Here is a 24,385-nt window from a genome sequence, read left to right as displayed (position 1 = left end):
CCTGCCGATAGCGTTGCCCATCCGAGCAATGGCAAACTAAACATCAAAATATAAAGCAGCCAATGTGATGCATGGGCCATAAACGCCTGCCAGCGCGGTACAGTCGGCGGCAAAGGGGGAATTGGAAAATAGAGTCGATTTATTAATCTAATGATGACCAATAATAAGATTGCGATTCCTAAAGGACGATGGATATCGATTAACCACGGACGCCAAGTGATTGAGGTTGTCATTCCCACACCAATAAATAGCATGGCCAAAATCGCTACTGCCATAAGCCAATGTAGTATTCGAGCAGTCAAATTAAAATGACGTGGAGCATTATTGTTAGATTTATTTTGCATGGCTGATCTCTCCTATTTGCCCACGGCATCCGTTGCTTTGCCAAATCCAATTTCACGTAAGCGAGCATTGTAAGATTGTGAATAGATGCTTGCTCGTGCGGCGAGTACCGGATCATCTGATAACTCAATTCCGGGTGGAACTAGTGTTGGGTCAAAGTTGATATCACGGCAAACGCCATTTACCTGTTCAGTTACATTTTTGACTTCCAATGTTCCTGCTATCACTTCTTTACGTTCTTTTGGCCAAGGTTGAGATGGGTCATTCACTGGGTCTCCCGGCTCGGCAAGTTGCAAAACTAAATCCCAATAGAGCGGCCCTTCAGCTAAACGTTTTTTGATGTCTTTAAATAAAAAATCATGGCCAGCTTGATCACGTTGTTCTTTCGTCAGGCTAATAAATTTTGCATGAGGACGCATAGACCAACGGACTGGCTGTTCTTGTCCATTGGCAGCCCGCAATATAAAAGCATTTACGACATAAAATTCTGCACCGCTGAAACTACCGGTTAATGGCATCTTCGCCTTTTGCTCAATAGACTTACGTGCTTCTGGATATTCTTTTAAGAAAGCCTCAACTAGGGCTGGATCAGGTTTGCCAGTAGCTGGAACTGGTTTAAATGCTTTTTGCTGTGCCAAAAAACCTTCAGCATTTCGTGTAGGGAAATAGGGAAAGTTGTTTAATTTCATGCGCCATTGTGAATGATCAGCTGCGGAAAGTAATAAAGCCATACTTACTGTTGCTGTCGAATTATCTGCCGCATGCGGGTTACCACTTCCAATAGAAAAACGGCCAATCGCAGGTATATCAGACTTGGCAAATACAGTGGCTTTAGAGAGTGCCGCTGCCGCACCATTACTGTGGTAAGTGCCATCAAAACAAATACCCTTACCGTGTGCACGTCGATATCCGGGATCAAAGTTATTTAATGAGTCTCCCAAAAAAGTTTTGCTTGTGGTGCGATGTCCAAATAGACCAGCGACCCAAGCAAATGCCAATACTAAAGAGCCCGCGATTACAGCAATACCCACGAATCGCAGCCAATACTTCTTTAGAGTTTTAAAATTCAAATTATTCATTCTTCATCCTGTGTAAATTGTATGGCTGCATCCCTAAAAAAGAGTTTGGTCATGTAAAAAGAGTATTACTTACATTGATGGAACCAAATTCAAAATTAGCTGAGTAAATAAAATCTCGAAAGTTCTGGATCCTATATGGCGATAAGCCCTAATATAATATTTATTTCTGGGTCATATAAGGTACGCACCCACTTACGGGTCCTAATCATCTTTTACGGCTGATAATCATTTTTAGATTTTTAACATAAACAAGCAACTGTTCTCATAAACAGCTGCTTGAGATTTCCATTTGTAAATAAAATTTAGCGCTTCATCTTATGAAATTGCCAAACTTTTTTCATTTTTTTTATAATCGTCAGAATCAAAATAGCTTCTAATCATATTGGCACTTTCTTCTGACTTTCTTTTTTCTTCTTCTAAATCAACTTTAACTTCTTGTCTGGCTTGATATTCAGCAGGAACCAAGCTAGTGAGTGGTGGAAGCTTAGGTCTGCCTCCAACTGTAATTCTTTCTATAAAGCTGGCTAACCACATAATGTATTCAAGCTTATTTTTATATTTGGGCATTAAACTGATATCTAACTTAACTAAGCACTGATCGGGCGGTTTGTTTAAACACGCTTCGAAATCAAAGTAATTACTTTTTAGTTTACATGAAGAACCCTTGAGCTCTTTTCTTATCGCACTCACTAAGTTATTGAGCTGCTCAATAGTGCTTTCAGAAAATAAATTTTTTTTCTCGAATTCTTCGTAAACCTTTTCTGCGATAGCTATAAATTTTGTCATCCCTATTTCCCTTTTATTATAGGCATTCTTATATCTTTTGCCTTTTAAGGAATTATGATGAATTAATCATTACAAAATGTAAGGGATTTTGGTTATTAAGTAATTAATATAAAACTTTTGCAATCTATTGCCCCAAACCGTCCGCAGGGATAAAAATTAATGATGAATAGATCACAAAAAATAAAGATTAATTCGTCTCTGTTAGACATAAATTATATAAAAATCTATCACCTTTTCCCGATCGATTCCCCCATCTGAACTTAAAAGCTGAATAATTGCACCCTCAATCATATATAAAAATAGCTTGGCGTCCTGAAAAGTCGCATCTTTCTTGATTGCTCTAAGCTGGCTATAGATTTCATTAATGAGCCACGTTCTATATCTCAACGCGGTTTGATAGGCTTTTGGATGGGTCAGTTTTATTTCAAACATGGCTTTAAACAATAAATAGTACAGTCCCTCTAAATCGGTATGTAAGAAATAAAGTTTCTTAAGTTTTTCCTTCACGCTTAAGCCTTGGTCGTACTCAACAATTGAAACCACTTTTTCTTTTAGACGTTCTTTTTGTACGATCAGACAAATTTCAATAAACCGCTCTTTTGAATGAAAAAAGTTATAAAAGGTCGCTTTAGTAATTTTTGACTCTTTCACAATTCTGTCGACCCCAACCGTATGAAAGCCGTGATGATGAAATAAATCAATCGACGTATTAATAACTTGAATAGCACGTGTTGAGAGAACTAACTTTGGCATAGTTTTACCGTTATAAAAATTCTTGTTGTATATAAATGAGATAAAAAACCTGTGCCCTTTCTGGGAGAAAAAAAAGGCACAGCAAAGCCTATAAAGACTGTGCTTGGCACATCTCAAGTTTATTGTTGAGTAAGTTTTTTGGTCGTGACGATTTAAAGCTTGAAAACCTTAGGGCGATCAAACTGCTTTAAACGTTTAAGCTGTGTCGTAATAGCTTATGGCAAGGGCCGCCAAGAAATAATGGATGTGCAAAGCCAACTCCTTTTTATTGGGAGTTCTGCCAGACATTAAATTTATGGTGGCAGAACGAAAGAGGGTTAGCAGACTGGTGAAAGATATAACCAGCACACCCGAAGGTGTCCCTCTCCCGTCCTACCGCTACGGGAGGGAACGAGGAGTTTACACATAAGAGTATCCCTCAGACGGAATAACTCTGATGCGATCTTTCATCTCGGTCTGCTAAAACCGACTGGCAATGTGGCCAGCAGGCAAAGGATAGTGCTCAACCCTATTGCAGTCAAGCACACAAAATGACATTTGTTTTAAAATAGATCATTAAAAAAGTAAGGCTAAATAATGAATAAGTTATTGTTAAATTGGGGTTTATAAAGAGGTGTTTTAGTTACTTAAATTAGAGGTCGGAATTCACTAACGACTATATAACGGATCTTCCTCAACAAAAAATACCTCACCCGATGAAGGTAAAACCCATTGATAAGTTCCTTCTATTTTCTGCATTTTTTCTTTAAACGTATTATATATTGCTACAAGGTTATGTTTTTCATCATATTCCCCTATATAGCCACGTTCCTTTTCTTCGTGAAAATCTCTAAACATTTTATGCATTTTTACGGCTCTAAGTTCCATCTCTTTTGACCTTCTTATTATTGATATAATTATTATGATCTCTTTTTCTATTTTAAATACTAAAAAAGTGTTCCAAAATATATCTTATAGTAATATCAATTAAATGGTTATTAGGAATTTAGTATTTATCAAACCTAAACTTTTCCATATCATAAGGTATATCTAGCTTCACGCTCCATTTGCTTAATTTTTCACTTATTATAACTGCATCAACCTCAAAAGCATCCTTATCACTAAAACCTTTTATTTTTAAAAAATTAACAAAACTTGAAGCATTTATTTTATTAAGATATCCAACTCTTAAAGTATCTATATAGACTGCGATTTTATCTGTTTCTTTTTCTAGGCATATTACAGCATTTTTAAAAACCTTAGTTCTATCACCATTTTGGTTACCGACTAAAGTTATCAGCTCTTCTTGGTATAAAGTTACAATAATTTCATGTTCAAAAAAGTTTTTGTTCTCTGTAAATATTTTACCAGCTATTTTTAGGGTACTTTCAGGAAGTTCCAGACTAACTTTAGAAAAAACTTTAAATAAAATATAAGCAAAAACAAAGAAAATAAAAATTATTATAATAAAAGACATATTCAAAATATTCCTCTTAATTTTATAAACTGGCAAAAAGAATAGTTATTCTTTCCACCAATCCATCATTTAAGAAAAAATAAATTTATTATATTATTATTTTTTCTCTTCTTTCTCATTTTGATTTACTTTTTCTACATCATTCTGATCAGGAGTTTTTGGTTCAAACTCTTTACCATCTTGCTGTTGCTGTTGTTGCTCTTTTGATTTGTCTTGATCGCTTTGAACTTGGTCTTGAGACATTAGAGTCTCTCCTATTTAATGGTGTGCAGATGATTATCTAACACTTAGTTAACATAGTCCTTTTAACTGTATATAGATACAACTCAAGTGTATCTGAATGTGATACTGTTGTTTATTATCATAATAATTTATATTTTTTAAATTATTTAAAATTATCTTGGTGATTAATATACTAAAAATAAAAAAAAGCACCTAAGATGCTTTTTTTATTTTTAAAATATTATTGGGCAATAATATTAGTAGCTGTAAGACCTTTTTGTCCTTGAGCTATATTAAAACTAACACGTTGACCTTCATATAAGGTTTTAAACCCTGAACTACTGATTTCTTTAAAATGTGCAAAAACGTCTGGGCCTGTATCTTGTTGAATAAAACCAAAACCTTTAGTTTCATTAAACCATTTCACTGTACCGATTGCTGTATTAGACATAATATATCCTTTGATTTTTAATAATATAAAGCCACATTTCATGACTCATTAAACTTTGAAAAAAATAATAACGAATTGAGTTTAAGATCTTAAAAAAACGAAGGATTATGAATAAAACTACGATACTAAAAGAGGATTTACTAATAAGTCTTTTTTTCTAGTTAAATCCAGTATACGCCAAATAAATATTTATACAACACATTTAAAAAATATTTATTTTCGTACCGTTATTTAAAAATAATAACTCCTAGATACAGAAATACTTTTCACAAAACCCGCCAACCAAAGAATAAATTCATGTTCATTATCAAAATTAGGGAGAAGGCTTAAATCAATTTTAACAATACGCTCTTTCATTGGCCTATTTAAACAACTTTCAAAATCAATAACAGGATATTTTAATTGTAAATTGTTTATAGCTGCTTCTTTTTTAATTTCAATTAACAGTCTATTTAGACAGTCAATTAAATCCTTAGATGACTGATTGTTAAAGTGAATATTTTTGTAAACACTTTCAGCCACATCAAAATATTTTTTCATTTCATCATCCATATTTCCCTCATTTTTTAATTAATTTGATTGAGTATGCATGTAAAACTGTATCTTTATGTTGTATAAATATATTTACAGATCGAATCCCCCACTTTAATTAAAAATATTTCCTCCAATTAAGAAATTAAAATAATATATTTAAATAAATTATAATTATCAAAAAACCATTGAAAACAATAGCTCTCTAGCTATATGTTAACTCTTGTATTTGATTAAAATTTTCTTCCACTTATATATCAACAGTCTATTTGATTCAAAGAAACATTATGTCGAGAATTAAGCACTTTCAGGCACATATCTCTACATAGAGTTCTCATAATCACCGCAATGTAAGCGAATTAAAGGCCTACCATAAAGCTTCCTTACTATTATTAAGAAGTTTAAAATGTCTGATTTCAAAGAATTTTCAAAAAAAACCACACAAAACCAAAATGATTCCAATGTGCAACCTAATGAGGATAAAACTGAAAAACCTGTACAATCGCCTGAAGAAGAAAATAATCCTAAAGAAAATAATAATGAAGAAAAAAAGGAATAAAATAATTGATAGCTCAAAAGCTCTATATTAAATAGAGCTTTTGTTTAACATCATATTAATTAAAACGTTTTATTCATTTCCCACAGTGAATCTAAAAAACGCTAATACATATATTTATTTTTAATTTAAACAAGTTCTAATCTTTTATTTAATATTAATTCAACTCTTCTTTGTGCATCACAAAAATCAATCTCTTCACTTATCCAAAATGTATGAAGCTGCCCATGTAGATGAAAATGCTCTTTATTATATTCAGAGCCATGATCAGAATAATGACTATCTACTCTGAAATGATTTTGATCGTCTTTTCTTTTTTTCCCATCAAGTATACCGCCAATACAGATATCCATTTTAATGCCAATAATTAATCGAAATTGACTATAACACATAGTGCACTGTGGCTTTAAAAAGAGTTGTTACTATTATCTTTACAGGATGATCAAAAATTTATGTTTGCAGCATATCTCCTTAAATTTAAAGAGAATAAATATATATTTCACGTGTCTAAAATACTTTAATATGTAATATAAATGTTGATTTATCTAAAATTTATAACATTTTCAAAATAATTCTTCTTACAGTAGATAAATCACTATATGCTGCATACACCTCTTACAGAAATTATTCTAATGTCACAGCAGACTCTGCTACAAGAATTGAACTCCAGAATCGACTATTACTCCACCAGAACAGATTACCCACTACGTAGAATTTTGATAGGTTACCGAGCATATGCAAAATTGATGTTATGTTCAGCTTTTTCAGATGAAGTTATAAATTCTGCAATTGACCCCAATAAACGGAAATATAAGAAGTTAAAAATTAAAGTCACCAAAGATGACGACCAACTCGACCTTGAATGAATCAATCTAACTAACAAATGAACATTTCCTTGTGCTCATTTACCGCTTCAATGACCGCAAAATGACAATGACCAATTCCGGCAATATTGTTGTAAACATCTAGATAGTGATGCCCTACTGCTGCCGCTTTGAACCCAGAAAATAATTTGCTCTTAAACTTATTTTTTCACAGGAAGTAGTAAAACAGGGTCTTCAATATCGTAACCAGTTTCTTCTGGAACCCCCAGATATTTAACGACAACCAACCTCTTATTGTGTTTAGGCACGCTATAATTTTGGGAAATTTTTATTGCTTTGGTGTAATGAACCGCAACATGGGTCTTACTTTGTAAAGACGGCGATTTTACAACATATTCTGTTTTATATTGCGTGATCTTTCCTGAAGGATCAAACCAAGACGATACTTGATTCTGATGAGTTTTTAATGTTTGAATTTTTACGGTCTTACTATTACTTACGACTAATGGGGTTAAATTCTTTTTAATTTTATTTAGAGCTTTATCAAATGCTCTACTATCTTGATCATAATCAATCTTATGTGTTTTTGGATTGATATAGAGAGATTTAACTTCAATAAGTTTGTCAGGCGATTTACTATTTAATAGATAATAATATAGTTGTGGTAAACGTCCTCGACCATCTTCATAGTGTCTTAATACATAAAGTTTCTTCTCTTTTTGCTGATAGCCCAATACTTCAATTTTTTGTCCACCGCCCACTGTCGCATAACTATGTGCGGATAAAGTAAGAATGGTGCTAAAAGTTAGAAATTTTAGAAATTTCATGAGTTCATATCCTTGTGATCTGGTAACTATATTGTATAAATATCAATCAGATTAAAATGATACTTGAGTAAGTGTTACTTACTGTTTTTATATTCTTTTGTACAGAAGTATAAAACTTAAAAAAGAGGCCGAAGCCTCTTTTTTTATCGCAATCAAACTCAGTCATCAATCATGGCGAACTCTTGCTCAGGCGTACCTTTCACCAAATGATGACGGCTATATAACAAGTAATAGAGTATAAATCCGACATAAATCAGCGCGGCCAATAACCAAACTTTTGGATTTACCATTAAACCTGCAACTACAGCAACAGCAGCAAGAATCAAGGCAATACAAGACGTCCACATTCCACCAGGCGTTTTATAAGGACGTGGTAATTCAGGACGAGATAAACGCAATTTGATATGTGAAAGCATCATCAACACATAAGAAATTGTTGCGCCGAATACTGCCATTAAAATGAGTAAATCACCCTCACCTGTTAAAGAGAGTAAAAAGCCAATAATGCCTGGAATGATAATGGCCCAATATGGCGCCTTATTTTCATTGGTAAGCGATAAGTTTTTTGGCAAATATCCCGCACGTGACAATGCAAAAATCTGGCGTGAATAGGCATAAATAATTGAGAAGAAACTTGCGACAAGTCCAGCAAGACCTACAAAGTTAACAAAACTTGCTAACCATGTGTGCTGACCATACACAGCAATGAGTGCATCAACTAAAGGTGCTCCCGAATTTTTTAAAGCATTTGAACCCGCAGCGCCTGCTCCTAAAAATAAGATTAAAAGTGCAAACGATGCCAATATTAACATTGAACCAATCAAACCTCGTGGCAATGAACGTACTGGATCTTTTGCTTCTTCGGCTGCTAGTGGTACCCCTTCAACTGCAAGAAAAAACCAGATGGCATACGGTACTGCAGCCCATATTCCCATATAGCCAAACGGTAAAAAGCTACTTGCACCTGCATGAGAACTGACTGGAATATCAAATAAACGCGCACTGTCAAAATGTGGAAGCATCGCAACAATGAATACGACCAGTGCAATACAAGCAACGGCGGTAATTCCAAACATGATTTTAAGTGCTTCACCTGCGCCTTTGAGATGAATGCCCATAAAAACTAAATAACAAATTAGATAAACAGCCCAGCCGCCAATTCCAAAGAGTGATTCGCAATATGAACCGATAAATACGGCAATCGCAGCAGGTGCAATTGCATATTCAATTAAAATCGCAGTCCCTGTGAGGTAGCCTCCAAAAGGACCAAATGCAACGCGGGCAAAACTATAGCCACCGCCAGCTGTAGGTAACATCGTTGACATCTCAGACATCACAAAGCTCATGCAGAGATACATAAACGCAACGATGACTGTTGCAATAAAGAGCCCACCCCAGCCGCCTTGTGCCAGCCCAAAATTCCAACCCGCAAAATCACCCGAAATGACATAAGAAACACCTAGCCCCACTAAAAGTAACCAACCTACTGCCCCCTTTTTTAACTGACGTTTTGCAAAATACTCTGCGTCCTGTTGTAGAGCACCCACATCTACGCTTAATTCTGACTCTTTCATTGTCGTATTGCCTTATCGACTAAATTTACACCACCAATAGTTGCGCAAAAGATATTCATAAAACTTGACAGCAAAACATCTCCCCGACCACTTGAAGTCAAGTTGATTCATTTTTTCTTTTATAAGATCGACGGCATCTCAACACAGAACGTGTTTAAAAATTAAATTGAGGAGTTGGGTTATGTCTGTAGAACAAAATGAATTTTTAAGCCAAGTTCAATTACAAATACTGGCAGAACAAGCAATTAAGCAATATCCCTCGGAATATCAAGGACAGGTCAAACTGCTGTGTCAGTCTGAAAATGCAACCTTTCAGATTTCAACTGGCTCTACCCGATATGCACTTCGAATTCACCGTCCCAACTACCACAGCAAACTCGATATACAAAGCGAGCTTGAATGGTTAGATGCTTTAAATGCGAGTGGTATTCAAGTTCCTGTTGCGATTGCAGATCAATCAGGTGAGCGTGTCATTACTTTAAAACTATCGAATGATATTTATCGTTATGCAGTCCTTTTCAACTGGGTTGAGGGCGATATGCCGACTGTTGAAGTTGACCCCACTGCATTTGAGCAATTAGGGCAAATTACCGCAAAGTTGCACGTACATAGTAAGACATGGCAAGCGCCTGAAAACTTTCAACGTATTGTGTGGAATCATGAAACCATGATCGGTGCGGATGGACACTGGGGAAACTGGAAAAATGCACCTCATTTAAGACCTCAAGATCACGGCGTGATTGAAGAAGCCATTGCACAAATTTCGAAAGATTTAAATTTCTTTGGCAAAACCCAAGAACGTTATGGCTTGATTCATGCCGATTTGCGTTTAACTAATCTATTACTACAACAAGAACGTATCGGCGTGATCGATTTTGATGACTGCGGCATGAGTTGGTTTATGCATGACCTCGCTGCTGCAATTAGCTTCAATGAACATTATGCAAATGCACCTCATTGGGTTGATTACTGGTTAAAAGGCTACGAGCGCGTAGGTCATATTCAATCCGAAGAATATGAAATGATCCCGACTTTTATCATACAACGCCGCATTCAAATGATGGCTTGGAATGGTTCTCACGCACAAACAGAAATGGCTCAAAGTCTTGGCGATCAATGGTCCAATGAAACTGTGCGTCTCTGTAAAAAATATCTAAACGGACAAATGCCTGTCGGAATTTGAAAAGTGATTTAGATCACTTTTCCTCATTTTCATTTTTTGTTTTTAAGTTTTATAGAATTTAAAGGAAGGGTTTATGCAAGCTACCCATCAACTGAGCAAAGTTGCCAAAGCACTATTACTCACCAGTAGTCTGGCAAGTATGATTGCTCTAAGCGCATGTAATTACAACCCTATACAAAGTACATCTCCCGCAGTCACTATTCCCAAAAAGGAATATATCCAAAAAGGTCAATGGGACGCTTTTAACTTTGACCAACTTAATCAATTGATTGCTAGTTATGGGAAAGATAGCCCAAACTATAATCCTGAAAAACGCCCATATATTGTCACTGACTTTGACAATACTTCGGTATTTTTAGACATCGAAGAAGCAACGTTAATTTATCAACTTGAACACTTAGCGTTTAATGTCACGCCAGAGCAGCTTAATCAGATTATTCGCAAAGGAATTAGCTCACAAAATTTTGAAGCAGCCTACAACAACCAGCAAGGCCAAGCTGTCAATATTGATAAAATTGCCCCAGATATTATTGCCAGCTACACATGGCTTTATCACCACTATAACGGTCTAAAAGGTAAGCAAAGTCTGGATCAAATTAAACAAGATCCGCATTATCTCGATTTCATTACTAAAATGAGATATCTATATGCGGCAATTGGAGACACGTTTGATCATGAAGTTGCATATCCGTGGGTCACTTATTTATTTACTGGGCTTACCGAACAACAAGTCCGTAATTTGGTGAAAGCAACGGTGGCTTGGCAAATGCAGCAACCGATTGGACCCGTGACATGGACCTCTCCCGCTGCACTTTCGGGTCAAGCAGGCGTTGTGAAAACCACTTGGGAAAATGGTTTAAGACCATACCGTGAAATGCAAAATCTATTTAAGGCCTTTCAGGATAATGGCATTGATGTCTATGTCTGTTCGGCATCTTTTATTGATGTGATTAAGGAAATTATTTCTAATCCAGAGATTGGCTATAACATTAATGAAAAAAATGCCTACGCGATGGAGTTAGAACGAGATACACAAAATCGAATTTTATCCGAGTTTCGTCATGGCTATGCGCAAACTCAAGGTAAAGGCAAAACCGCAACCATCCAGCGTTTTTTAGTCTCTAAATATGGTTATGGGCCAATTTTTATCGCGGGTGACAGTGAGGGCGATCAAAATATGATGCAAGATTTTGCGGCGACTCAGAAGGTACTAATTATCAACCGATTGCGCAGTCCAAGTTCAGATATTGGAAAATTTTCTCAGCAGGCTGTACAGGGCTATGGTCAAGCCAATACTAAGTTTTTACTACAGGGCCGCGATGCCAATACAGGTCAATTTAGACCTTCAATGGCCAGTTTAAGTTATGGTGCGCAAACGGCAAAAACTACAAAAAATTAGTATTTCACTTATTTTCTCATGCCTACAATACATGTTGTATGCATGAGAAGCCGCCTAATTTCTTGTTTTAGTTCTGCCCTTTTTGCCTATCTCTAATGCATTTTCTGCCTTCTTTTAGTTCGCTACCCAACCTAAAGATATCTTCTTAAAGAATCAAACCTGAAACTTAAAACACCAACACATAAACAATTGTTTTACAAATACTTTTAACCACACAAAATCATGGACGTAAGCAAAAACTGGTATGGCTTTTGCTTAATATAATAATAGTTAGGAATAAATATCATGAGACTTGACATGTTACATCTCAATCCAGCTCATCTTGTCGATTCAAATATGTGTAATCAAGGTGTATTGTCTGCAGCCGCCTCTGGATTAAGCGAGTTTATTCATCAAAAAGGTGCAGATGTTGATCGTGTTTTAGGAATTAGTGGTATTAATCCTGAACTTCTCATCAGCCCAACTTTGAGCTTACAACTACCCAATTATTGCAAGGTGTTAGAACAGGCAGCCTTGGTTTCAGGTTGTGATAATTTTGGTTTGCATTATGGTCAACAGTTTCAACCGAAATCCTTAGGGCTTATTGGGTACATTGGTCTTTGTTCAAACACATTAGAGTCTGCACTCATGAACATGACCAATAACTTTTATTTACATCAGAAAGATACCCTCAATCGAATGGTCGATTTAGGAGATAGCTGGCGCATAGATTATCAGGTTCAACACGGCGCGATTTTAACTCGCCGCCAAGATGCAGAACTCACCATGGGCATGTTTATGAATGTGATCCGTGAAGTAATGGGCCCTCATTATTCACCACGCGCGATTCACTTTGAACATACTCGACCTGAATTCTGGCAAGAACACAGCAAATTATTTAACGCACCTGTTTATTTTGATCAGCCTTTTAACTCCATCATCATTTCAAAAAAAGACGTCCAGCATACTATGCCGGGACGTGATTCTATTTTATTAACAGTGATTCTAGATACATTGCACCTACTCAATCGTGCTTCACCAAGTCAATGTCTTGCAGATCAAGTCCGCTCTCACATCCAACTTGAACTCAGTGAAGGTGAACCAAACCTTGAAAAAATCGCTCATGATATTGGTTTAACGAGTTGCACCCTTACCCGCCGTTTAAAAAATGAAGGACTGACCTTTACCCATTTAGTCGATCAGGTCCGTTGTGAGTTGGCCGAGCATTATATTAAACAGAAAAATATTCCAATTTCAGAAATGGCATTCTTATTAGGTTATTCAGAAGTAAGTGCGTTATCTCGTGCATTTAAACGCTGGTTTGGTGTTACACCACGTCAATTAAGACACTAAAACATTGCAAATACAGGCCTTGAATAAAGGCCTTTTATTATTTAAGTAATTCGAGATAACTTCTAACTACACATAAGATATGAACAATAAAATACCCCTCAAATTAGATTTAACATCCAACTTGAAGGGTATTTTTTATAGAAGGTCTTACTTTAATTTTGTTAAGGCTTGATCTAAAGCACCGACTAACCAATCGATATCTTTTGTTTGGAAAGCCAAAGGTGGCCGCAGTTTCAATACGTTGCCATAAGGACCTGCAACTGAGGTTAAAACTCGATGAGTATTTCTGAGCTCTTCAATAAGATTCAAAGCCAATGCTTTATTTGGTTCTTTTGTGGCTCTATCTTTAACCAATTCAAATCCTATAAACAGACCAGCGCCACGTACATCACCAACCACTTCATGTTTTTCCATAAGTTTAGTGAGTTCTTTTAGAAGTAGCCCTCCCACATATTTACTATGGGTTTGCAATTCTTCTTCCTGAATCACTTTAAGTACAGCCTGAGCGGCTGCCATAGAAACAGGATTACCACCAAAGGTATTAAAATATGGAATTTTATCGCTAAAAGCAGCAAGGACTTCACTCTTGGCTAAAAGCCCTGACACTGGAACACCATTACCCATTGGTTTACCTGTGGTAATTACATCAGGAACAACGTTGTGACGGCCAAAGCCCCAGAAAGAATCGCCAGTGCGCGCGAACCCCGGTTGTACTTCATCAGCAATAAAGATACCGCCATTGGCATGCACGACATCAACCGCTTTTTGTAAGAACCCAACAGGATTAGGCATCACACCGTCAGAAGAAAATATGGAGTCCGCCAAAAAACCTGCAAACTTGATGCCCTTTGCATTCATATCATCAATTTGCTGTTGAATCTGCAGTGCGAACCATGTGCCCAAATCATCAGTTTGAATCCGATAATAATCAGGTGCTGGAACTAGGCGAGTTGTATCATCTAAAGGTTGTTCAGTTCCCAGTGCTGGAGAGCATCCTGAGGTTAAGCTACTGGTCCCATGATACGCTTCTTGAGACACAATAATTCCTGTACCGCCGCTATATTCGCGGGCAATACGAATCGCTAAATCATTCGCTTCCGAACCTGTACACATATACATGGCACGGTCAATTTCATCGGGAGTGGTTTGTAAGAGTTCTTCGGTATAATCCAAAATATTTTCATGTAAATAACGGGTATGGGTATTGAGCATTTTCATTTGCTCATTTACCGCTTCAATGACCGCTGGATGACAATGACCAATGCTGGCAACATTGTTGTAAACATCCAGATATTGATGACCTGCTGCATCCCATAAATATTGCCCCTGACCCTTCACCAGATGCACGGGATTACGATAAAACAAGCGATAGGATTCACCTAAAATTTTATTTCTTTTATCTGTCAGTTTTCGGGTAGCATGGTCCAGCTCAGCAGCATGTTCTGGACGAAAGCTATTGGTATCCATAATGGTTGAACGCGTACCCATGAATGACTCCTCTATTTATATTCAGCATAATTTTGCGCGAGACAATGACTGACGTAGGCAATTCATACTCTGATTCGACATATTTCAGTATTTGTTTGAAGTTACGCAAACCATATTGCTTAAGTATCTTTAAAAAAACTTGACCTCAGACCACTCAAGCCACAATTTGAAGTCAACTTATTGGTCTTATATTTCAGGGTTTCACTACTCTTTTTTTCAATAACTCAAATTTGTTACCATTACACATCTGGAGTGACTCCAAATCGCTTTATACTATGGATGCCAATTTTCAAAGTTCATCCAGTTGTGTTCTTTTCTTGAATGACATTCATTTTTAAAAGACTTGAAATTGGTTAGATGACCAAACGTAAAATATTATTGATTTTTTAAGGGTTTAATACGCATGAATAGCGCTGAAATCATGGCTGACTTATCTTCTCACACACCTATGATGCAGCAATATCTCAAAGTTAAAACGGACTATCAACATGCGTTGCTGTTCTACCGTATGGGTGACTTTTATGAACTCTTCTTTGAAGATGCTCATTTAGCAGCCAAGCTTTTAGGCATTACCTTAACCCATCGTGGCAAAGCTAGTGGCCGACCTATTCCAATGGCGGGTGTTCCCTATCACTCGGCAGAAGGTTATTTGGCGCGTCTTGTTAAAGCTGGGCGTACTGTCGCCATTTGCGAACAAGTTGGAGAAGTAACAGGTAAAGGCCCTGTTGAACGTAAAGTTGTTCGTATTCTGACCCCTGGTACATTAACTGATGATGCATTACTCAGCAGTTATCAATCATCTAATCTCGTTTCATTGTGCATTCATCAAAACCAGATTGGTTTTGCTTTACTTGACTTGAGTGCAGGCATTTTTAAAGTTCAACAACAAGATTACAAGCCAGAACAATTGCCTATTGAACTTGCGCGTTTAATGCCAAGTGAGATCTTGATTGATGAAGACTTGGTCGATACCAATATTATCGAACAAATTAAAAAGCATTTAGATTGCCCTGTTACTAAACGTCCAAATGTAGACTTCAACCTAAATAATGCACAAAAAACCTTATGTGATCAGTTTACAGTATCAACACTTTCAGGTTTTGGTTTAGACCCATTACCTTTAGCCAAAGCTGCTGCCGCTGCACTTATTCACTATGCAAAAGAAACCCAAAAAACTGCATTACCGCATATTCGTTCAATCCAACTTGAACAAAGTACAGACTTTATTGCGCTCGACCCAATTACACGTCGCAACTTAGAAATTATCGAACCATTATTTGAACACGGAACATCATTATTCCAACTAGTAAATGATTGCCAAACTGCAATGGGCGGCCGTCTATTAAGCCGCACACTCATGCAACCTGTGCGTGATACTGCATTACTTGATGCTCGTTTAGATGCGATTGAGCAACTCATTCAGGGATATCACGAAAACCCAGTTCGTTTAGTGCTTAAAGAAATTGGTGATATTGAACGTGTGCTTAGCCGCGTTGCACTAGGCAGTGCGCGACCACGTGATTTGGTGCAACTTCGTCATGCATGTGCACAAATTCCAGCTTTAAGAACGGCGTTAACTCCAGTCATTCAAGCGAAGAAATCTAAGTTATTAGTTCAACTAGATGAAGAACTTGGAGACTTCAAAGCGCTTCATCAGCATTTAATGGCAGCTATTGTTGAAAACCCACCGGTATTACTTCGTGATGGCAATGTAATTGCAGAAGGATATGATGCTGAGCTTGATGAATTACGCCAAATTCGTGATCATGCAGGTCAATTCTTAATTGATCTAGAAATTAAAGAGCGTGAACGTACCGGCATTAATACCCTTAAAATCGGTTATAACCGTGTAAGTGGTTACTACATTGAACTGACTCGTGCTCAAGCAGAACAAGCGCCAGCCGACTATATCCGTCGTCAAACTTTAAAGAATGCTGAACGCTACATTACCCCTGAGCTAAAGAGTTTTGAAGATAAAGTCCTGTCGAGTGAGTCACGTGCGCTGTCACGTGAAAAAGCATTATTCGAAGCTTTGCTTGAAAACCTTCGCGAAAATATCGCTCATCTACAAATGATGAGTTCAGCAATTGCTCAAATTGATGTCATTGCAAACTTTGCTCATCAAGCACGTTTAAACAATTGGGCGCGCCCTGAATTTACTCCGGAAACGGGCATTAAAATTCAGGCAGGTCGTCATCCTGTCGTTGAAGCATTAAATAAAGCACCATTTACCCCAAATGACACTTTCCTTGATGCTCAGCACCGCATGGCAATTATTACCGGTCCAAACATGGGCGGTAAATCAACCTTCATGCGCCAAACGGCATTAATCAGTTTACTTGCTTATTGCGGTAGCTATGTTCCGGCTAAAGCCGTCAAACTTGGTCCAATTGACCGAATTTTTACACGTATTGGTTCAGCCGACGATTTATCTACAGGCAAATCAACCTTTATGGTCGAGATGACTGAAACTTCGCAAATTCTGCATCATGCCACCAACCAGTCGTTGGTATTAATGGATGAGGTTGGCCGCGGAACCAGTACCTATGACGGTTTATCTTTAGCATGGGCATGTGTGGTCGATTTAACCAAGCGCGTAAAATGTTTATGTTTATTCGCGACTCATTATTTTGAGTTGACCGAACTTGGTAGTGAAGCAGGAATTGATAACTATCATGTCACGGCGCAAGAACTGAATGGCAATCTGATTTTATTGCATAAAGTTCAACAAGGCCCTGCAAGTCAAAGTCATGGTTTACAAGTTGCAAAATTAGCGGGTATTCCTGCCAATGTTATTAAAGAAGCACAGAAGCGTTTACGCATTTTAGAAAAACAGCAGCAACAACATCTACAAACCAGTTTTCAAAATGATTTGTTTGCTCCACCAGATGCAAACTCTGGTTCACAAATCATAGAGAAAGTTGTCGAAATTGAAGTTTCATCCCCTGCTCTAGATTTACTTAAACAAATTGAAGTCGATAACTTATCGCCTCGTCAGGCACTTGAACAACTCTACGAGTTAAAAGCTGCACTCAAATCTTAATAAAGTAATTCCGAATAAGCAGGCTTAGGTCTGCTTATTCATATCGGAGAATAATATTTATATGATCTTAAGATCTTTACAAAATTCAGAAATCGATCTTATTTGGCAGCACATTAGCCGCCGTGAATTAATCACTCAAAACTACATACAAAAACAGCAACAGTTAGAATTGGTTGATTGTTTTTTTGATGTACAAAATTGGGATTCATATCATTTAGAAAATGACCCACCTAAACTCAAACAACTCTTTGCACAAGGTTCAATATTTGTCGGTGCATTTGATGCTTCTGAAAAGCTCGTTGGTATAAGCGTAGTCTCAAATCAACTTATAGCGGATTACCCCCAAGCAAAATTACTCCACTATTTCTATGTCGATGCAAACCAACAAGGTCAAGGCATTGGCGCTAAGCTTATGCAAGCCGCAAAAGAGTCAGCCAAGCAACTCGGTGCAGACCAACTGTATATTTCAGCAACCCCAAGTCGACGCACTGTAGACTTCTATATGAAGCATGGCGCGCAACCGTTAAATGCTCCAGATCAACAACTTTGGCAGCTCGAACCTGAAGATATTCATTTACTATGTAAGCTTTAGCTCTAAAAATTTAAGATTTTCTAAGCAAAAAAGCCGTAAATCAAAATTTGTAAAACAAAAAATGAAAAGTTAAGGTATTTATTAAAATAGATACCTTGACTTAAATGACATCTAAATAATTAAATAAAATATTTTTTAAGTTATTGTTTTATAAAATATATTATTATTTTAATTTTATAGACTACGCTCTGCTGGGTTTACAAGATATGTTTGATTATCAACGTATTAACTTATCTTCATATGCATGAATAAAGAATATCAATAAAAGCAATTGTTTGTTTACCCCTTTTTTGCCTAAAATAAGCTATTCGAAATGAAACCATATTTTTTAGGTAGCTGTCGCCATGACCTTTGTTGTCACTGAAAATTGTATTAAATGTAAATACCAAGATTGCGTAGAAGTTTGTCCTGTAGACTGTTTTTACGAAGGTCCGAATTTCCTAGTGATTAATCCGGATGAATGTATTGACTGTGCATTATGTGAACCAGAGTGCCCGGCAAATGCAATTTTCTCTGAAGATGAGTTACCTGAAGGTCAAGAAGTATTTATTGAATTAAATGCTGAACTTTCTCAAAAATGGCCTAACATTACTCAAATTGGCGATCAGCCAGCTGACCGTGAAGAATGGAACGGCAAACCTGATAAATTACAATATCTTGAAAAGTAATTTCAAAAAGATCAGCAATCGCTGATCTTTTTTTATACCCTATTCAAACATTTCATTGCAAATTCCTCGTAATTTGTGCACTGTTTTGCATTAAAATACCCGCAATATTTATAAGTGCTTAATTTTTCTTATGCGGAAGTTTTTGCAGAGTCTGGTGCCCTTATGCATAATCCCAGCGGTTATGGTAGGTTGTGTCAGCTCTCCCCAACACACAACAACAGGCAAAACCTCTCCAAGTGGTAAACGAATCTTTATTCCACAAGAGCGCGTTATTATCGAGCGCCCAATTCCCCCTAAAGTTGAGCCTGCATCTTATCGAAGTTGGTTAAGTTCTGGTGAAAATTACCAACGTGTTCGTGAATACGAAAAATTCTTAACCCGAAATAACGTTGCAGGCATTGTGCCAAGCTTTGAGTTATTACGTTCAGCACGTGATTGGCAAAAATGTGGCCGCTCTGAATATGCTGTACCTAATCGCGAATTATGGGGAAATTCTTTATCTACCCTACGAGTATTTAAATATTTAGTTGCCGCAAAAGTTCTTACCGACTTTGAAGTGACTTCGGTTTACCGAGATTTACCTTTAAATGAATGTGCAGGTGGCGCAAGCTCATCTAAACATTTATTTAACTCGGCAATCGATTTCCGTATTGGTCCTGAGTTCCCACAAGCTCAAGATTATGCATTTATCGAAAATACCAAGTTTAAACTTTGTCAGTTCTGGGCACAGCATGGTCAAAGCTTAAATATGGGTATTGGTCTATATAGTTCTGGGCAAATTCATATCGATACTCAAGGCTATCGTACTTGGGGACCTGACCTCACCCGCAACAGTTCAATGTGTAATTTCTAATAAAAAACTCCTTTCAACTGAAAGGAGTTTTTTTTATTGTTCATTTCCCAATCAACCAAAATTTCTTGAACCGAAGATTTTTGCACTCTAGGCATAAACGTTTAAAATAGCCCAATCAACATATAGGTAAATTTGATTATGCAGCAGATGTGGACAGACATTGACCAATATATCGATTCACATTTAATTCCTGAAGACCCGCGACTCGAATATGCATTAAAGAATACCGACGAACACGGCTTTTCAAATCATCTTGCAGTAGCACCTAACCAAGGTATGTTCTTGCAGATGCTTATTCAAATGAATAAATGCAAACGAGTTTTAGAAATCGGAACCTTTGCTGCATATAGTACCATCTGGTTAGGCCGTGCCTTACCTGAAGATGGTTATTTACTCACCATAGAAGGCCGTGCTACTCACGCAGAAATGGCACAGAAAAATATCGATCATGCCAATCTTCCTGTAAAAGTTGATCTTCGAGCTGGCCGTGCTGCAGATATCCTTTCTGCAATTGATCCTCAATCAATCGAGCCTTTTGATTTTATTTTCATTGATGCAGATAAACAGGGTTATCCTGAATATTTAGAATTGAGTCTGAAGTTCTCAAGATCAGGTACGATTATCGTGCTCGACAATGTAATTCGCGCAGGTGATATTTTAGATCCTGACAATAAAAAACCGAGTATTGAAGGCATCCGTGAAATGTTTAAAGCCTTAGAAAACCATCCGCAAATCTTGTCTTGTACAGCTCTGCAAACAGTTGGCTCAAAAGGTCATGATGGCTTCGCAATTGCAATTGTGAAATAATGGTTAAAAAATCATCTTTTTTATTTTATTATTTATAATCAATTAATTACTTTTATTACTGTTGCTTTTCCATATAGTTATCCACAAGATTTGCGGATAACTATATGCAAATCTCATCATTTAGCCACAAGTAATGGCACAGTCGCGTTTCGGAATATGGTTGTCGCAATACTTCCCAAGAAGAATTGGTGAATTTTGCTATGACTAAATGCCCCTAACACAATAATTTGAATACCGTGTTCTTGTTGGTACTCTAAAATATTTTGTGCAACATCGCCATAACGGTAAACGGTAACTACATCTAGACCCGCTTGTTTAAGATAATGCTCTGGTTCATTTAATATTTCTGGATGATCACCTACATACACCAAATGACATTGCAGTGTTCGCAATAAGTCACTTTGGGCAATACGGCGCATCATTTTTTGACAAGTTGGCGAATATTCATAAGCAAAGATAAATCGTGTTGGCACTTTAAAGTTTTCACCAATGGTCAACACAGTACAATTTGCACCACGAATGAAGTTTTCAACATTGCTACCAATTGGTTTATGTTTCTCGGCTGCTCTTTCCCCGACTCGACCTAAAATAACGATATCATTTTCATGCAAGAGATTAAAACTTTGTTCTAAAAAATCACCTTTTTCTTGAATTTTTGAACTGGTAATTCCGTGTTTTTCTTGAATAAGATCAGAAATATGGCGGAGTAAATTATTACTATAATCTAACGCGAGTTCACTTTGTTTTTGCTCTAGCTCAGCTAACTCTTTTAGCAGCATTGCATTGCTTTCAAAGCCGATTACCCCACTAATTTCACCAAGATGATAACTGGCTGGGTAATAGTCCAGAATTTGTAATAATACAAGTTCCCGTCCGGTTGCTTTAGCAACCCATGCTGCTGCATCTGCAATAGCATTAATACACGGTGATGAGTCAATACACGCAATAACACGGTTCATGTTAGCCTCTCTTCTTCAGGTCTATTGCCTTGGAGATTATTATTAAAACTTAGCTTTAACTTAACATAGATAAAAATTGGTATGTTAAGGTTTATGTATAAAAACCAACTTTTTTGTTTAAAGATCAAACATTTTATTACATTCTTGAGACTGCATTATTCTCTTAAACGAATAAATTTTGCGGGGTTCCCACCGACAATATGGTACGGCTCAACATCTTTAGTCACCATACTATTCATCCCGACCACAGCATGTTTACCGATTTTAATACCGTCTTTGATCCCCACATGTGCACCCAACCAAACGTCTTGCTCAATTTCAATTCCTTTGGACGTAACTGGCTGTTGGTAAAGTGGACGGTCTAGTTGCATCCCATGGTCAAATGCATATAAATGGCAATACGCGGCAATACGGACTTGATCATGCAACTTTATGCCCGTTCGTCCCCCATCTAAAATACAATGATGGTTAATCGCGACTTCACTACCGATTTCCAGCGGTCCATGCAATGTGCAATCAGCCGCAATAAAACTATTATCCCCAATAATAATTTTGCGGCCTGGTTCAGCAAAAATATGTGCTAGCGGCGAAATAAAACAATTTTCACCAATCTCAACTGTTTCCATATCCATTAAATAAGCTTGATATTCCTTTTGCCACTCTTCAGCCCAAGCACGGTTTTTAGGTTTTAAAGTCCAATATAACCATGGCATATAGTTTAAGCGGTGCTTATGTTGCTCACGATATTTCAGTAAGGAATCAGTCATCAGTTAATTCCTCTTCAATTTTTAATTCTTCACGACCACGTGTTACGTCTCTGAGTTTTAAGGCGAGCGGTTCAATTTGATGTATCTGTAGTCTCGCTTCGATATCTACACCTGTTGCCGTATAGGTTTCCTGATATTCAATCTGTTGTTGAGTCAGTTCATATTGAAATATCGCCCACTCATTAAAATGACAAGAAAAGTGAATCGTCTTCTTTGCAATGAGTTCAATACGTTCAGCCAATAATAAACATTGTCCAGCACAGCCACCGTATGCTCTAACAAGGCCGCCCGTTCCAAGTTTTATACCGCCATACCAGCGGTTAACCATCACAATAATATTCGTCAGGTCATTCCCTTCAATAGTCGCCAAGATTGGACGCCCTGCTGTTCCTGACGGTTCACCATCATCGTTAAAGCGTACGTTATGCCCAATTTTCCAAGCCCAACATTGGTGAGTGGTCGAGATATCCTTGTTGTATTCTAAAAATTCTTTAACCTGCTGTTCATTTTCTACTGGCGCAGCAATCGCCTGAAATCTACTTTTTTTAATTTCTTCTTCAAATGTAATCTGTGATGCAATCGTAAAAGCCATAAATAAGATAAAGCACAATAAAAATCAAATTATAACGTGAATTTAATAGAATCAAACCTATAAAAAAGCCCCGAATCTCGGGGCTTTTTTATTATCTTTCTCGTAGCGCTTCTTTGGCTTTATTAAATGGTTTAAGTAAGTAATCAAGAACTGTTTTTTGACCAGTACGAATATCTACTGTTGCCACCATACCCGGTGTAATACCAAACGCTTTACCTTCTTTATTGTAAAGCTTATCGGAATCAGTACGGATATAAACACGATAATAGAATTGGTCCTGTTTCACTTCATCACGAATGGTGTCGGGTGAAATAACCGTAACCTTCCCTTTTAAACCACCATAAATTGAGTAGTCATAGGCAGTAATTTTAACCAGCGCTTCTTGTCCCGGACGAATAAAGGCAATGTCACGCGGTAAAATACGCGCTTCAATCAGCAGTTGTTCGTCAATCGGTACAATAGTCATCAGTTTACCGTTTTGTGGAACAACACCACCACGGGTAGTGACTGCAATTTCTTTGACAACACCACGTACCGGTGCTCTGAACACTGCACGGTCTAAACTGTCACTACGACCCAGTACAATTTGTTGTTGCGTTTCGCTATCCGTATTCGCTTTAGATAACTCTTCACGCGCTTTCACATAGTACTGGTTCTGCGCATCATTCATTTTGTTTTGCAAATCATTTGCTTCACGACGTAAACGTAAAACCTCAACCTCACTTGCAGCACCTTTAGCAACCAAAGGCTCTGTCATCGCCAGTTCTTGTTGCACCAGTTGTAAAGCCTGTCTTAAACCTGCAAGCGTTTGTTCAAGATCAGCACGGCGCGAACGATATAATGCAGTTTCTTCTTGTACTAACTTTGGTTCTTTCATCACAATTTCAGGAAAAACCAAAGGTGTACCGTTTACTTCCGCACGTAAACGCGCTGCTGTCGCTTGAGCAGAGATCAGTAAAGATTTTGATTCACCGACATTTGATGCAAAACGGGTTGGATCAAGCTGTGCAAGAATTTCGCCCTTTTGAACGATGTCACCTTCTTGTACATTCAGCTTGGTTAAAATACCGCCTTCTAAAGACTGGATGACCTGTTCTTTAGAAGATGGAATGACTTTACCTGTACCAGTAGAAACTTCTTCAAGTTTAAATACCCACGCCCAGATAAAGAAAATAACCAAGCCAATGCCCACAATCCAGATCACTAGACTGGCACGTGGTAAGGGTGGCTCGCTATAAGAGACATTCATTGAACGGGTGAGTTGTTGTTCTTGTTGTGGTTCGCTCATGAATTACCCCCTT

General features: G+C 37.3%; 27 protein-coding genes and 1 pseudogene. 11 read left to right on the top strand and 17 right to left on the bottom strand.

What is annotated here, in order from left to right; genetic code table 11:
* The 9 genes from J536_RS22330 to J536_RS22295 form a co-directional block, all read right to left on the bottom strand.
* A partial coding sequence (locus tag J536_RS22330) for a cytochrome b (RefSeq protein ID WP_032064006.1) occupies nucleotides 1–344 on the bottom strand: 344 nt, incomplete at its 3' end.
* Between the two features lie 12 nt (nucleotides 345–356).
* A complete protein-coding gene (locus J536_RS22325) occupies nucleotides 357–1,421 on the bottom strand; it encodes a catalase family peroxidase (RefSeq protein ID WP_032064004.1) in 1,065 nt (354 codons plus the stop codon).
* Between the two features lie 315 nt (nucleotides 1,422–1,736).
* Nucleotides 1,737–2,207, bottom strand: a complete 471-nt coding sequence (locus J536_RS22320; protein WP_032064003.1) for a hypothetical protein — start codon at nucleotides 2,205–2,207, stop codon at nucleotides 1,737–1,739.
* Between the two features lie 201 nt (nucleotides 2,208–2,408).
* Nucleotides 2,409–2,960: a TetR/AcrR family transcriptional regulator gene (locus J536_RS22315; protein ID WP_032064002.1), complete on the bottom strand. Its 552-nt coding sequence runs from the start codon at nucleotides 2,958–2,960 to the stop codon at nucleotides 2,409–2,411.
* Nucleotides 2,961–3,608: 648 nt separating this feature from the next.
* Nucleotides 3,609–3,797 carry a hypothetical protein gene (locus J536_RS22310; protein ID WP_014206277.1) on the bottom strand — a complete coding sequence of 63 codons (189 nt, stop codon included), beginning with the start codon at nucleotides 3,795–3,797 and terminating at the stop codon, nucleotides 3,609–3,611.
* A gap of 148 nt (nucleotides 3,798–3,945) precedes the next feature.
* Nucleotides 3,946–4,416, bottom strand: a complete 471-nt coding sequence (locus tag J536_RS22305; RefSeq protein ID WP_014206276.1) for a hypothetical protein — start codon at nucleotides 4,414–4,416, stop codon at nucleotides 3,946–3,948.
* A gap of 96 nt (nucleotides 4,417–4,512) precedes the next feature.
* Nucleotides 4,513–4,659: a hypothetical protein gene (locus J536_RS25520; protein ID WP_000076368.1), complete on the bottom strand. Its 147-nt coding sequence runs from the start codon at nucleotides 4,657–4,659 to the stop codon at nucleotides 4,513–4,515.
* 220 nt (nucleotides 4,660–4,879) lie between these two features.
* Nucleotides 4,880–5,089 carry a cold-shock protein gene (locus J536_RS22300; RefSeq protein ID WP_014206275.1) on the bottom strand — a complete coding sequence of 70 codons (210 nt, stop codon included), beginning with the start codon at nucleotides 5,087–5,089 and terminating at the stop codon, nucleotides 4,880–4,882.
* A 231-nt stretch (nucleotides 5,090–5,320) separates the two neighbouring features.
* Nucleotides 5,321–5,641, bottom strand: coding sequence for a hypothetical protein (locus J536_RS22295; RefSeq protein WP_032064001.1), 321 nt, complete (start codon nucleotides 5,639–5,641; stop codon nucleotides 5,321–5,323).
* Nucleotides 5,642–6,026: 385 nt separating this feature from the next.
* Here J536_RS22295 and J536_RS25515 point away from each other — a divergent pair, with 385 nt between their 5' ends.
* The 3 genes from J536_RS25515 to J536_RS26060 all read left to right on the top strand — a co-directional run bounded on the left by J536_RS25515 (nucleotide 6,027) and on the right by J536_RS26060 (nucleotide 7,042).
* Nucleotides 6,027–6,179 carry a hypothetical protein gene (locus J536_RS25515; protein ID WP_081404189.1) on the top strand — a complete coding sequence of 51 codons (153 nt, stop codon included), beginning with the start codon at nucleotides 6,027–6,029 and terminating at the stop codon, nucleotides 6,177–6,179.
* A 172-nt stretch (nucleotides 6,180–6,351) separates the two neighbouring features.
* A complete protein-coding gene (locus J536_RS25775; protein ID WP_014206272.1) occupies nucleotides 6,352–6,468 on the top strand; it encodes a hypothetical protein in 117 nt (38 codons plus the stop codon).
* Nucleotides 6,469–6,808: 340 nt separating this feature from the next.
* On the top strand, nucleotides 6,809–7,042 hold the full coding sequence (locus J536_RS26060) for a hypothetical protein (RefSeq protein WP_024436173.1): 234 nt from the start codon (nucleotides 6,809–6,811) through the stop codon (nucleotides 7,040–7,042).
* Between the two features lie 22 nt (nucleotides 7,043–7,064).
* On the opposite strand, the pseudogene J536_RS26500 reads toward J536_RS26060, so the two are convergent.
* The 3 genes and pseudogenes from J536_RS26500 to eat all read right to left on the bottom strand — a co-directional run.
* Nucleotides 7,065–7,163: pseudogene (locus J536_RS26500) on the bottom strand (aminotransferase); the annotation flags it as partial.
* A 37-nt stretch (nucleotides 7,164–7,200) separates the two neighbouring features.
* A complete protein-coding gene (locus J536_RS22285; RefSeq protein WP_032063999.1) occupies nucleotides 7,201–7,827 on the bottom strand; it encodes a hypothetical protein in 627 nt (208 codons plus the stop codon).
* A gap of 158 nt (nucleotides 7,828–7,985) precedes the next feature.
* Nucleotides 7,986–9,401 (bottom strand): ethanolamine permease, encoded by a 1,416-nt coding sequence (gene eat / locus J536_RS22280; RefSeq protein WP_032056555.1) that lies wholly within the window; start codon nucleotides 9,399–9,401, stop codon nucleotides 7,986–7,988.
* 181 nt (nucleotides 9,402–9,582) lie between these two features.
* Between eat and J536_RS22275 the strand changes: the two genes are divergently transcribed.
* The 3 genes from J536_RS22275 to J536_RS22265 all read left to right on the top strand — a co-directional run bounded on the left by J536_RS22275 (nucleotide 9,583) and on the right by J536_RS22265 (nucleotide 13,315).
* Nucleotides 9,583–10,584, top strand: a complete 1,002-nt coding sequence (locus J536_RS22275; protein WP_032063998.1) for a phosphotransferase enzyme family protein — start codon at nucleotides 9,583–9,585, stop codon at nucleotides 10,582–10,584.
* Nucleotides 10,585–10,657: 73 nt separating this feature from the next.
* The gene (locus tag J536_RS22270; RefSeq protein ID WP_032063997.1) at nucleotides 10,658–11,983 is read left to right on the top strand and encodes a phosphoserine phosphatase; all 1,326 of its coding nucleotides are present in this window, start codon (nucleotides 10,658–10,660) and stop codon (nucleotides 11,981–11,983) included.
* Nucleotides 11,984–12,280: 297 nt separating this feature from the next.
* Nucleotides 12,281–13,315 (top strand): AraC family transcriptional regulator, encoded by a 1,035-nt coding sequence (locus tag J536_RS22265; protein ID WP_031944595.1) that lies wholly within the window; start codon nucleotides 12,281–12,283, stop codon nucleotides 13,313–13,315.
* 147 nt (nucleotides 13,316–13,462) lie between these two features.
* Here J536_RS22265 and J536_RS22260 read toward each other — a convergent pair whose 3' ends face one another.
* Nucleotides 13,463–14,803: an aspartate aminotransferase family protein gene (locus tag J536_RS22260; protein WP_032063996.1), complete on the bottom strand. Its 1,341-nt coding sequence runs from the start codon at nucleotides 14,801–14,803 to the stop codon at nucleotides 13,463–13,465.
* Nucleotides 14,804–15,206: 403 nt separating this feature from the next.
* On the opposite strand from J536_RS22260, the gene mutS reads away from it, so the two are divergent.
* The 5 genes from mutS (at nucleotide 15,207) to J536_RS22240 (ending at nucleotide 20,766) form a co-directional block, all read left to right on the top strand.
* Nucleotides 15,207–17,846 (top strand): DNA mismatch repair protein MutS, encoded by a 2,640-nt coding sequence (gene mutS / locus J536_RS22255; RefSeq protein WP_002115830.1) that lies wholly within the window; start codon nucleotides 15,207–15,209, stop codon nucleotides 17,844–17,846.
* A 61-nt stretch (nucleotides 17,847–17,907) separates the two neighbouring features.
* Nucleotides 17,908–18,438, top strand: coding sequence for a GNAT family N-acetyltransferase (locus tag J536_RS22250; RefSeq protein ID WP_032063994.1), 531 nt, complete (start codon nucleotides 17,908–17,910; stop codon nucleotides 18,436–18,438).
* A 344-nt stretch (nucleotides 18,439–18,782) separates the two neighbouring features.
* Nucleotides 18,783–19,106 (top strand): ferredoxin FdxA, encoded by a 324-nt coding sequence (gene fdxA, locus J536_RS0104815; RefSeq protein ID WP_002051033.1) that lies wholly within the window; start codon nucleotides 18,783–18,785, stop codon nucleotides 19,104–19,106.
* Between the two features lie 130 nt (nucleotides 19,107–19,236).
* Entirely contained in the window at nucleotides 19,237–19,959 is a 723-nt protein-coding gene (locus tag J536_RS22245) for a D-Ala-D-Ala carboxypeptidase family metallohydrolase (RefSeq protein WP_005802595.1), read from the top strand.
* 138 nt (nucleotides 19,960–20,097) lie between these two features.
* Complete coding sequence (locus J536_RS22240) at nucleotides 20,098–20,766, top strand: O-methyltransferase (protein ID WP_032063992.1); 669 nt, start codon at nucleotides 20,098–20,100, stop codon at nucleotides 20,764–20,766.
* Nucleotides 20,767–20,882: 116 nt separating this feature from the next.
* Here the strand turns inward: J536_RS22240 and J536_RS22235 are convergent, their stop codons facing one another.
* From J536_RS22235 to J536_RS22220, 4 genes are all read right to left on the bottom strand, one after another.
* Nucleotides 20,883–21,725, bottom strand: coding sequence for a universal stress protein (locus tag J536_RS22235; protein ID WP_002115820.1), 843 nt, complete (start codon nucleotides 21,723–21,725; stop codon nucleotides 20,883–20,885).
* Nucleotides 21,726–21,880: 155 nt separating this feature from the next.
* Nucleotides 21,881–22,492 carry a chloramphenicol acetyltransferase CAT gene (locus tag J536_RS22230; protein ID WP_032007531.1) on the bottom strand — a complete coding sequence of 204 codons (612 nt, stop codon included), beginning with the start codon at nucleotides 22,490–22,492 and terminating at the stop codon, nucleotides 21,881–21,883.
* A complete protein-coding gene (locus tag J536_RS22225; RefSeq protein WP_032038417.1) occupies nucleotides 22,485–23,084 on the bottom strand; it encodes an IMPACT family protein in 600 nt (199 codons plus the stop codon). The genes J536_RS22230 and J536_RS22225 overlap by 8 nt, the downstream gene beginning before the upstream one ends.
* Before the next feature lie 91 nt (nucleotides 23,085–23,175).
* Nucleotides 23,176–24,372: an HlyD family efflux transporter periplasmic adaptor subunit gene (locus J536_RS22220; protein ID WP_017399974.1), complete on the bottom strand. Its 1,197-nt coding sequence runs from the start codon at nucleotides 24,370–24,372 to the stop codon at nucleotides 23,176–23,178.
* Nucleotides 24,373–24,385 lie beyond the last annotated feature (13 nt).

Origin of the sequence: Acinetobacter sp. 809848, assembly GCF_000581275.1 — a bacterium.
GTDB lineage: Bacteria > Pseudomonadota > Gammaproteobacteria > Pseudomonadales > Moraxellaceae > Acinetobacter > Acinetobacter pittii.
This window is presented reverse-complemented; position numbering and strand designations above follow the sequence as displayed.

Bases quoted from the DNA above. Each gene is read 5' to 3' on its own strand.
- J536_RS22325 (WP_032064004.1), bottom strand. From the start codon at position 1,421: ATGAATAATTTGAATTTTAAAACTCTAAAGAAGTATTGGCTGCGATTC.
- J536_RS22320 (WP_032064003.1), bottom strand. From the start codon at position 2,207: ATGACAAAATTTATAGCTATCGCAGAAAAGGTTTACGAAGAATTCGAG.
- J536_RS22315 (WP_032064002.1), bottom strand. From the start codon at position 2,960: ATGCCAAAGTTAGTTCTCTCAACACGTGCTATTCAAGTTATTAATACG.
- J536_RS22310 (WP_014206277.1), bottom strand. From the start codon at position 3,797: ATGTTTAGAGATTTTCACGAAGAAAAGGAACGTGGCTATATAGGGGAA.
- J536_RS22305 (WP_014206276.1), bottom strand. From the start codon at position 4,416: ATGTCTTTTATTATAATAATTTTTATTTTCTTTGTTTTTGCTTATATT.
- J536_RS25520 (WP_000076368.1), bottom strand. From the start codon at position 4,659: ATGTCTCAAGACCAAGTTCAAAGCGATCAAGACAAATCAAAAGAGCAA.
- J536_RS22300 (WP_014206275.1), bottom strand. From the start codon at position 5,089: ATGTCTAATACAGCAATCGGTACAGTGAAATGGTTTAATGAAACTAAA.
- J536_RS22295 (WP_032064001.1), bottom strand. From the start codon at position 5,641: ATGGATGATGAAATGAAAAAATATTTTGATGTGGCTGAAAGTGTTTAC.
- J536_RS25515 (WP_081404189.1), top strand. From the start codon at position 6,027: ATGTCTGATTTCAAAGAATTTTCAAAAAAAACCACACAAAACCAAAAT.
- J536_RS26060 (WP_024436173.1), top strand. From the start codon at position 6,809: ATGTCACAGCAGACTCTGCTACAAGAATTGAACTCCAGAATCGACTAT.
- J536_RS22285 (WP_032063999.1), bottom strand. From the start codon at position 7,827: ATGAAATTTCTAAAATTTCTAACTTTTAGCACCATTCTTACTTTATCC.
- eat (WP_032056555.1), bottom strand. From the start codon at position 9,401: ATGAAAGAGTCAGAATTAAGCGTAGATGTGGGTGCTCTACAACAGGAC.
- J536_RS22275 (WP_032063998.1), top strand. From the start codon at position 9,583: ATGTCTGTAGAACAAAATGAATTTTTAAGCCAAGTTCAATTACAAATA.
- J536_RS22270 (WP_032063997.1), top strand. From the start codon at position 10,658: ATGCAAGCTACCCATCAACTGAGCAAAGTTGCCAAAGCACTATTACTC.
- J536_RS22265 (WP_031944595.1), top strand. From the start codon at position 12,281: ATGTTACATCTCAATCCAGCTCATCTTGTCGATTCAAATATGTGTAAT.
- J536_RS22260 (WP_032063996.1), bottom strand. From the start codon at position 14,803: ATGGGTACGCGTTCAACCATTATGGATACCAATAGCTTTCGTCCAGAA.
- mutS (WP_002115830.1), top strand. From the start codon at position 15,207: ATGAATAGCGCTGAAATCATGGCTGACTTATCTTCTCACACACCTATG.
- J536_RS22250 (WP_032063994.1), top strand. From the start codon at position 17,908: ATGATCTTAAGATCTTTACAAAATTCAGAAATCGATCTTATTTGGCAG.
- fdxA (WP_002051033.1), top strand. From the start codon at position 18,783: ATGACCTTTGTTGTCACTGAAAATTGTATTAAATGTAAATACCAAGAT.
- J536_RS22245 (WP_005802595.1), top strand. From the start codon at position 19,237: ATGCGGAAGTTTTTGCAGAGTCTGGTGCCCTTATGCATAATCCCAGCG.
- J536_RS22240 (WP_032063992.1), top strand. From the start codon at position 20,098: ATGCAGCAGATGTGGACAGACATTGACCAATATATCGATTCACATTTA.
- J536_RS22235 (WP_002115820.1), bottom strand. From the start codon at position 21,725: ATGAACCGTGTTATTGCGTGTATTGACTCATCACCGTGTATTAATGCT.
- J536_RS22230 (WP_032007531.1), bottom strand. From the start codon at position 22,492: ATGACTGATTCCTTACTGAAATATCGTGAGCAACATAAGCACCGCTTA.
- J536_RS22225 (WP_032038417.1), bottom strand. From the start codon at position 23,084: ATGGCTTTTACGATTGCATCACAGATTACATTTGAAGAAGAAATTAAA.
- J536_RS22220 (WP_017399974.1), bottom strand. From the start codon at position 24,372: ATGAGCGAACCACAACAAGAACAACAACTCACCCGTTCAATGAATGTC.